This is a genomic window from Ruegeria sp. CJ2, from assembly GCF_056536745.1.
Genome location: NZ_JBQFQF010000026.1, coordinates 1 through 8,165, shown reverse-complemented (window position 1 = coordinate 8,165; position 8,165 = coordinate 1). Strand labels below are relative to the sequence as shown.

Annotated in this window: 7 protein-coding genes and 2 pseudogenes; 6 read left to right on the top strand and 3 right to left on the bottom strand. The window is 57.7% G+C overall.

Annotation, left to right across the window (positions count from 1 at the left end; all coding sequences use genetic code 11):
* Together ACR0MS_RS20300 and ACR0MS_RS20295 are read right to left on the bottom strand one after the other, a co-directional pair.
* Positions 1–882, bottom strand: an 882-nt coding sequence (locus ACR0MS_RS20300) for an FAD:protein FMN transferase (protein ID WP_480579051.1), incomplete at its 3' end; no start/stop codon positions are given.
* The gene (locus tag ACR0MS_RS20295) at positions 879–2,942 is read right to left on the bottom strand and encodes a 4Fe-4S binding protein (RefSeq protein ID WP_480578097.1); all 2,064 of its coding nucleotides are present in this window, start codon (positions 2,940–2,942) and stop codon (positions 879–881) included. The genes ACR0MS_RS20300 and ACR0MS_RS20295, both read right to left, overlap by 4 nt.
* A 199-nt stretch (positions 2,943–3,141) precedes the next feature.
* Between ACR0MS_RS20295 and pqqA the strand changes: the two genes are divergently transcribed.
* The 6 genes and pseudogenes from pqqA to ACR0MS_RS20265 form a co-directional block, all read left to right on the top strand.
* Positions 3,142–3,249, top strand: a complete 108-nt coding sequence (gene pqqA / locus ACR0MS_RS20290) for a pyrroloquinoline quinone precursor peptide PqqA (RefSeq protein ID WP_170537497.1) — start codon at positions 3,142–3,144, stop codon at positions 3,247–3,249.
* A gap of 26 nt (positions 3,250–3,275) precedes the next feature.
* Entirely contained in the window at positions 3,276–4,163 is an 888-nt protein-coding gene (pqqB, locus tag ACR0MS_RS20285; protein WP_480578094.1) for a pyrroloquinoline quinone biosynthesis protein PqqB, read from the top strand.
* Positions 4,160–4,888: a pyrroloquinoline-quinone synthase PqqC gene (pqqC, locus tag ACR0MS_RS20280; protein WP_480578091.1), complete on the top strand. Its 729-nt coding sequence runs from the start codon at positions 4,160–4,162 to the stop codon at positions 4,886–4,888. Before pqqB ends, pqqC begins: the two co-directional genes overlap by 4 nt.
* The gene (gene pqqD, locus ACR0MS_RS20275) at positions 4,885–5,172 is read left to right on the top strand and encodes a pyrroloquinoline quinone biosynthesis peptide chaperone PqqD (protein ID WP_480578088.1); all 288 of its coding nucleotides are present in this window, start codon (positions 4,885–4,887) and stop codon (positions 5,170–5,172) included. The genes pqqC and pqqD overlap by 4 nt, the downstream gene beginning before the upstream one ends.
* Positions 5,169–6,245 carry a pyrroloquinoline quinone biosynthesis protein PqqE gene (gene pqqE / locus ACR0MS_RS20270; RefSeq protein WP_480578085.1) on the top strand — a complete coding sequence of 359 codons (1,077 nt, stop codon included), beginning with the start codon at positions 5,169–5,171 and terminating at the stop codon, positions 6,243–6,245. The genes pqqD and pqqE overlap by 4 nt, the downstream gene beginning before the upstream one ends.
* Before the next feature lie 115 nt (positions 6,246–6,360).
* Positions 6,361–7,854: pseudogene (locus ACR0MS_RS20265) on the top strand (4Fe-4S binding protein); the annotation flags it as partial.
* Positions 7,855–7,875: 21 nt separating this feature from the next.
* Here the strand turns inward: ACR0MS_RS20265 and ACR0MS_RS20260 are convergent.
* A pseudogene (locus ACR0MS_RS20260) lies at positions 7,876–7,992 on the bottom strand (helix-turn-helix domain-containing protein); the annotation flags it as partial.
* Between the last annotated feature and the right edge of the window lie 173 nt (positions 7,993–8,165).

The following is an 8,165-nucleotide window of genomic DNA, read 5'->3' as shown; positions in this document are numbered from 1 at the left end:
AAAGGTCCGGACAGACCCGTCCTGGTGAACACATATTACCGTGATGTTCTTGGTTGTTCGGTCGAGGATCGTTTGAATTTCATACGCGTCTGCATGGCACAGCGCCGTTGAAAACGAATCCGCCGATGTAGCGTCCGCAGCCTGCACGCTGACCGTTGACCATCGGGGCGGTTGTGCGGTTTTGGGATTGATGACGTGAAACTGATTGTTCCCCAAACGCAACGCGCCCGGACTGGAGGTGGCAATCGCCTGATCCTTGAGCGTCCGTGTTTGAACGATGCCATGTTGAGGATCGGAAACGCCAAGGGTCCAGTTGCGCCCTGCAGCATAGTACTCACCGATATTGACCAGCACCTTCCTCCAACCCGCCTGACGCAGCACTTCTGTGACCAAATCTGTGGCATAGCCCTGTGCGATACCATTCAGCGTCAACGCCTGACCTGAATCCAAAGCAATATGATCAGGTGAAATCCGAACGCGGTCCCAACCAAGAGTTTTGCGTGCAGCTTCGAGATCTCCATTCTGTGCCGCTGCCTGCCATATGGGTTGAACGGTCGGGTCAAAACGCCCGTCAGTCTGCCGGTATGCGCGATCGCAGGCCCGCAGCAACCTAAGCATTTCGGGCGCTGGTGCCTTCAGGTGACCAAAACGGTTCAACCGAGACAAATCGGATTCCGGGCGGTAGAGGCTGAACAGTGCCTCGCAGCGTCCAAGCTGGGCTCGGACGCGGGCAATGGCGGGTTCGGCAACCTCGGGAGGAGCGTCAAAGGTTAAGCTGACCTCCGCGCCCAAAGCGTAGCCGTACCATTTTGTGGGCTGAGCAACCGCCGGGGTGGTCAGCGCAGCAGCAGAGATGGCAAGGAAGCGGCGACGGTTTATCATTCGGCGGCGACCTCTCTGTCTCGGCGTCGGGCAGCGACAATCAGAGGCACGCATTTCGTGTTGTCGTCATGGATCGCAACGCAGTCAAGGCATTGAAAGCATTCGTCATATTGGATACGCCCACTTTTGGTGATGGCTCCGTATTTGCATTTGACCTTGCACAATTGGCAGGGAGAGCCGCATTCCGCACGCCGGTCGATCCAATCCCGACCGCGTACCAAGCCTCCAATCGCCATGAAAGCCCCAAGCGGGCAGACATAGCGGCAAAACCCCTTGAACAGCACCATGCCCAGAAAAAGCCATCCCACCGCATAGGCCACGTAATACCATTCCCGCACAAAGAAGGTGGTGACCGCAGTCTTGAAAGGCTCGATCTCGGCGGCCTTGTCCACCTGATCGGGGGCGATAAGAACAACACCTACAAGGCCCGCGAGGATGACGTATTTCAACCATTTCAGACGCCTGTCCCAGGCTTCGGACGGTTCAATCTGCGGCAGGCGGAGGGTTTTGCCCAGGTGGTGCGCGAATTCCTGCAACGCGCCGAAAGGACAGAGCCATCCGCAGAACAGCCCTCGGCCCCATGCGATGAAACCGGCGATGGACACTGCCCAGATCAGCAGGGAAAACGGGTCATACAGCAGGAATGCGAAACTGCCGCCTTCGATTGCTGTTCTGAGTGTTCCAAGAACGGTGACGATGGAAAGCTGCCCCTGTCCCCACCATCCGACAAAACCGATAACAACGGCCAGCATGCCCAGGCGGATCGGGGTAAACAAAGGCTGTGCCGCCAGTGCATTCATGCGAAAGGTAAGCGTGACAACGAGGCCGGTCAGGAAAACCCCTAGAACGATCATGTCGCCCTGACGGTTGCGCAGTGCCTCAAGCCACGGCGGGACCGGCGCGATCTGAACTGGGCGAGCAAAGAACCGCTCGGGCGTGACATGGGGCACGTCCAGAGTGACCGACCCCGTTTCGGGCTGGAACATGCCGTGTTCGCGCACTGCCAGCACCTTCAGAACCCAATCGCGTGAGGGGTCAAAGCCCAACCTGCGGTCCGTACGCAGAATCATGGCGGTGCCGTCAGGCAGACCGTCGGCCAGCTCTACGAACAGATCGGCATCGCGCAGGGCAACCGGAAAGCCGTCCTGTTCCGCCGACAGCCAGTCAGGTGCTGTATTGCGCACGAATTCTTCGCTGACCAGACCGTGGCGCGCGGTTTCAATCACCAGGATCGGTTCATCATTGTCCGAAATTTCCAGAAAACTCTGGAGGTCATCGAAACTGTCCTCGGCAAGCGCGGCGCGGGCGATGGAGGTAGGGCCCAGATCGACGACCCAGATGTCCAAGTATGGTTCATCCGGAAATTCCTGCGCTTCTGGGTCGTCATCCGCCCACAAGGTGCCTGCGAACAGGGCGTCGACCTGCGCGTTGGTGTAGGTCTTGCGCGTGGCGATTCCCTGATCGACCAGATCCTGCCAGGTCAAATCCTCTCGGTACTCGGGGTCGGGAAAGGCGGGCGGCCCGGTCGCCAGACCCTGCATCTTTTCACGGGCCACTGCCAGCGCAGCTCCCATAACGGATTCGTGGGCAATACGCACGCTGGCTGTCGCTTTGGTGACGCCATCCAGATAAACAAGCTGTGAACCCGCCGCCGCATCGCCATAGGGCGTTCCCACCACAATCGAATCCGAAATTGATAGCCCGCCGTATTGTTCAAAGAACTTGTGAAACGGGGCCTCACCCAGACCCGAGACAAAGATCGGCTCATTGTGTTCGATCAGTTGGACGTCCAGAAAGCGACCCTCAAGGTCCAGCACCACCAGCATGTTGATTGGTGCGCCCGAAAACCCTGGCAAGGGGGCTAAAGGCTCGGATTCAAATACATATCCAGCCTCACTGCCGCCGGAATTAAGCAGACTGTAAACGCCGTCATCGTTCAGCGCATTGCCTAGTGAAAACGGGGCGCGGATATAGGTTTCGATCTGCTCACGCGGGAGAGGCTCTGCCCGAACCGAAAGGCAGCTGAGAAGCAAAAACACAAGTAGCAGGATCGCGCGCATGAGCGTGAGAGTATATTTCCCCCCGCAGCCGTGACATTCGACGAAAGTCCTAAGTCCCGCATCTACGACCCCAAGACTATTGACGCAGCCATCCCGACCCTCAACATTGCATTCCATCCTTACGACCAAAGCAGCATTTTCTGAAAATCACGCCGGTTGTAGGTTTCAAACAACGCCAGTCAATCACCGGGAGGATACTATGACCTGGAGTACACCGAAGCTGAAGGAAGTGAATTGCGGCATGGAGATAAACATGTATTCTCCGTCCGAGGATGAAGGCCGCGAGCACGAGCGCGACCTGTTCTGATCACGTAAACTCAGCGGAGGCCCAAAGTGCACTTTCTAGTTCTTGGGGCTTCTGCAGGTGGCGGTTTGCCACAATGGAACTGTGGTTGCCGGAATTGCGAGGACGCCCGTAAGGGGAAAATCCCGCCCTCCGGCCAATCCTCTTTGGCAGTTTCCCCGGATGGCCTGAACTGGAGCATCCTGAACGCCTCGCCCGATATACGCCAGCAAATGCTGGACACCCCCAAAATGCACCCGCGCGCACTGCGCGACACGCCTGTGACCTCTGTCCTGCTGACCAACGGGGACATCGACCATATCGCCGGGCTGCTCAGCCTGCGTGAACAGACCCCGTTTACCCTGTTTGCCACGGGCGATATTCTGGATGTTCTGTCCGACAACCGGATATTCGATGCGGTCAATCGCGAGAAAGTGGGCCGTCGACAGATTGCCCTCGGCGATGAATTCAAGCTTCAGGAAGGGTTGCGGGCGCAGCTCTTTGCGGTTCCTGGCAAGGTGCCCCTGTTCATGGAGGGCGACAGCGTCCAGACCGATCTGCTGGGCGAACAGACCGTCGGCGTCCGGCTGACCACCGCAGACAAGACCGCCTATTACGTCCCTGGCTGCGCGCAGGTGACCGACGATCTGCTTGCCCGGATTGCAGATGCCGACCAGCTGTTTTTTGACGGCACGCTTTGGGACGATGATGAGATGATCCGCACCGGAACCGGCGTGAAAACCGGGCAGCGCATGGGGCATATCTCGATCAGCGGACCCGAGGGATCGATCGCGCGGCTGAAAGACATCCGCGCGGCCAAAACCTTTATCCACATCAACAACACCAACCCTGTTTTGCAACCTGACAGCTCTGAGCGCGCCTTTGTGGAAACCGCAGGCTGGACCATCGCCTATGACGGGCAGGAGATCTCGATATGAGCCGCGACACCCTTGAGGCCCGCCTGCGCCAGATCGGGGCGGAGCGCTATCACGACAAACACCCGTTTCATCACCGGCTGCACAGTGGTCAGTGCACCCCCGATCAGGTGCGCGCTTGGGTGATCAATCGCTGGGCCTACCAAGCGGCGATCCCGATGAAGGATGCCGCCTTTATGTCGCGCTGCACCGATCCCGATATCCGGCGTGAGTGGCGATCCCGCATAGAAGACCACGATGGCGGCGTGACCGAGGGCGGTGGCATCCGGCGCTGGCTGAAACTGGCCGAGGCCGTGGGGCTGGACCCCGACTATGTCGCCTCGGGCCGCGGTATCCTTCCAGCGACCCAATTCGCCGTCGACGCCTATGTGCACTACGTGCGTGAAAGGCCCCTGCTGCAGGCGGTCGCGTCTTCTCTGACCGAGTTGTTTGCCCCGAAAATCCACGAACAGCGGATAGAGGGCTTGTTGCAGCATTACGATTTTGCCAATCCTGACAGCCTGTCCTATTTCCAAAAACGCCTGACCCAAGCGCCTAAGGACGTGGCATTCGGCCTGAACTGGGTTCTGGACCATGCCGACACAGCGGAGAAAGAGGACATGGCATGCGAAGCGCTGATCTTCAAAACCAACGTGCTGTGGGCGCAGTTGGATGCGCTCTGGTCGGGATATGTGGAGCCGGGTCTGATCCCGCCCGGTGCGTGGAAACCGGGGGAGGGCCTGCTATGACGCTTGAGCTGCACCAGACCGACCGTCCCTATCTGCCGCGCGGTGTGCGGGTTCAGCGTGACGCGGTGCGCGACCGCATGGTCCTGCAGGCTCCGGAAAAGGTGATCGAGCTGGACGATATCGGCGTTGCCATCCTGTCACGGGTCGATGGCCAGACCTCGTTTGGCCAGATCGTCACTGATCTTGCCACTACGTACGGCGCACCCGCCGATCAGGTCGAAACCGATGTTCAACGGTTTCTGCAGGCCCTGCGCAGCCGTCTCTATGTGTTGGTGCAGACATGACCGCCCCGCCGCCCATCGCGCTGTTGGCAGAACTCACCCACCGCTGCCCACTCAGCTGCCCCTATTGCAGCAACCCGGTCGAGCTTGAGCGCAAAGAGACCGAGCTGGACACCCAGACCTGGGTGGATGTGTTCCAACAGGCCTTCGATCTCGGCGTTCTGCAACTGCACCTGTCTGGGGGCGAGCCCGCGTCACGCCGCGATCTTGAAGAACTCACAGCCCAGGCCGCCCGCATCGGGCTCTACACCAATCTGATCACGTCTGGCATTGGACTGACGCCCAAGCGGTTGGATCGGCTTGAGGCGGCCGGGCTGGACCATATTCAATTGTCCCTTCAAGGCACCAACCAAGAGTTGGCGGACCGGATTGGCGGCTATCGCGGAGGCTTTGAGCGCAAAATGGCCATCGCCAAAGAGATCGGTGCGCGCGGCATCCCGCTAACACTGAATGCGGTCATGCACCGACAGAATCTGGATGATCTGGACCGCACCATCGAAATGGCGGTTGAGCTTGGCGCCCGGCGGCTTGAAGTTGCGTGTGTCCAATTTCACGGCTGGGCTCTGTCCAACCGCGCCGCCTTGCTGCCGACACGAGAACAAACACAGGCTGTTAAGGAAACCGTCGCCGAGGCCAGTCGCCGGCTAAGAGGGGTTCTTGCCTTTGATTTCGTACCGCCGGATTACTACTCGGACTATCCCAAGGCCTGTATGGGCGGCTGGGGATCGACCGGTTTGAATGTCACACCAAATGGAACCGTTTTACCTTGCCATGCCGCACAAACGATCACCCATCTGAAGTTTGCAAACGTGCGGGATGAACATTTGTCCGATATTTGGTACAACAGCACCGCCTTTAATGCGTACCGAGGCACTGACTGGATGCCCGAGCCCTGTCAGAGTTGTGACCGTAAGGAAATAGACTTCGGAGGCTGCCGGTGTCAGGCCATGGCTTTGGCCCATGATGCCGAAGCAACAGACCCCGTGTGCAAAAAGTCGCCTGTACATGATCGAGTCCGAGAAGTACTGAACGCATTGCCCGGAACCACTGACCAGGATTTTATCTACCGCAAGTAACCGATCGCCGTATGGCGGCACCCACCAGACCAGATCAGCCGGTCTGGTATAGGTTCGAGCAATAGCCAAACACCTCGCGGTTCTCAGTATTGAGTCAGCCCTATACGATCCTCGTATGCGGCGATTCCTGTTTGTTCTTCTAATTGCTTCTGTTCTGATGCCCGCTTTCGGTCTCAATGCCGAACCGATGAAACGGTCGGAGCTATCCGCTTTGGTGATACCACCTTACAAGCTGGGTCAACCAGTGAACGACAAAGGTGTTTATACAATCGTCAATACAGCGGGTGTGGATGCGGGGTACATCTTTGAGACCTTTCCGCTGGCTCCGATTCCAGGCTTTTCCGGCGCGCCGATCAATATGTTGGTGACGTTGGACTTGGAAACGAACATCCTGGATGTGCGCCTGCTTGATCATAGCGAACCAATTTTCAAATCGGGTCTCGGAGAAGCGGCATTCCACAAGTATTTCGAACAATATAAGGGCCGTTCGATTACCACTCCAATGGTTGTCGGGGCGCCGTTTGACGATCAAGGGACAGCGCCGGGGCAAGTGAAGCTCCACGGGATTGCACGGGCTACAGCCTCGGTTCGGATTGCCCATGAAAGCCTTATGGGTGCGGCGATGTCAGTGGCGCGGGAAAAGATGCAGGGTGTTCGCCTGGGACCGCCCCCAGTTGCCGTTGAAACCGACGACGTGTTGAGTTGGGCTCAATTGGTGGAGCAAGGGATTGTCCAGCGATTCCAAGTAACAAATGGACAATTGCAAGAGGCATTTGCGGGAACGATCTGGGCCGAGAACGATAGCCAGGCAGAGGCAGCGCTTGATGCCTTGTTTATTGATCTCTGGATCGTCGATATCAGTCCACCCGCCATAGCAAGGGCAGCTTTGTCCCAGATCACGCAGTCTGAATTGGCACGGCTCTCTGAACTATTCGAAAACGATGAACTTCTACTTGTCATCGAAGCAGGACGCCACGGGTTGGTCGGCGACGGGTTTGTACCTAGCGGTGCGCCCGATCTGTTGAAAATGTCTCAAGGTGGGTTTCCTGTCTCAGTGAAAGACGCCGATATCACGCTTGTTCCCCATGCGGACGCACCGGCTGGAAAGGGGATGATCCTGCGTGTCGACCGGAGGTTGGGTTTCGATCCGACCGAAGATTGGAAGCTCGAGTTGCTGGCGATCCGCGAGAGCCGGTCGATCATGCCTCAAATCGGTGAGGCTGCGTTTTCCGTCACCCACAAGACCCCGGAACGGTTCTTTGAAAGACCCGAGATAGTTCGTCCCACTCCGCCCTGGTTAGAAGCACTAATTGCCCGCAAAGAGGACCTTATTGGTCTAAGCCTGATCTTCGTTGGGTTGATCGCAGTCTTGGCCTTGAAGCAAAACCGTTTGGCAGGGCTGCGAACCTTTACACCGATCCGGTTAATGGTGCTGGCGGGAATGACCGGATTTGTCGGTTGGTGGGGACAAGGGCAACTATCCATTGTCACACCTTTGGCGGTGATACGGGCGGCCGTCGACGAAGGGTCTTTTGCGTTTCTGCTGTACGACCCATTTTCGCTGCTGGTCTGGATTGCTGCCATTGGTGGCTTTGTCTGGTGGGGAAGGGGGTTGTTTTGTGGCTGGCTCTGTCCGTTTGGGGCTCTTCAGGACACGCGCCATCTCAGCGGCAGGGACCTTTGCATGCCTCCAGCGCTCAATTCTACGACGCTCTTCGATGCTCAGTTGCGTGTATACGGATCCCATGCAAATATCCGTTTTGATACAGAATTTGCACTTCGTTTGTGAATCCACCCTTGTGATTTAACTGTTGCAACCAAGTAGAAATGTCACTGGGTCTGCAAAGTAGAAATGTCCCAGTTGCCGCGGAACGGTAGTGCAGCCTGACAGGGTGGAGACCTCAAACATCGGAGCCCTGG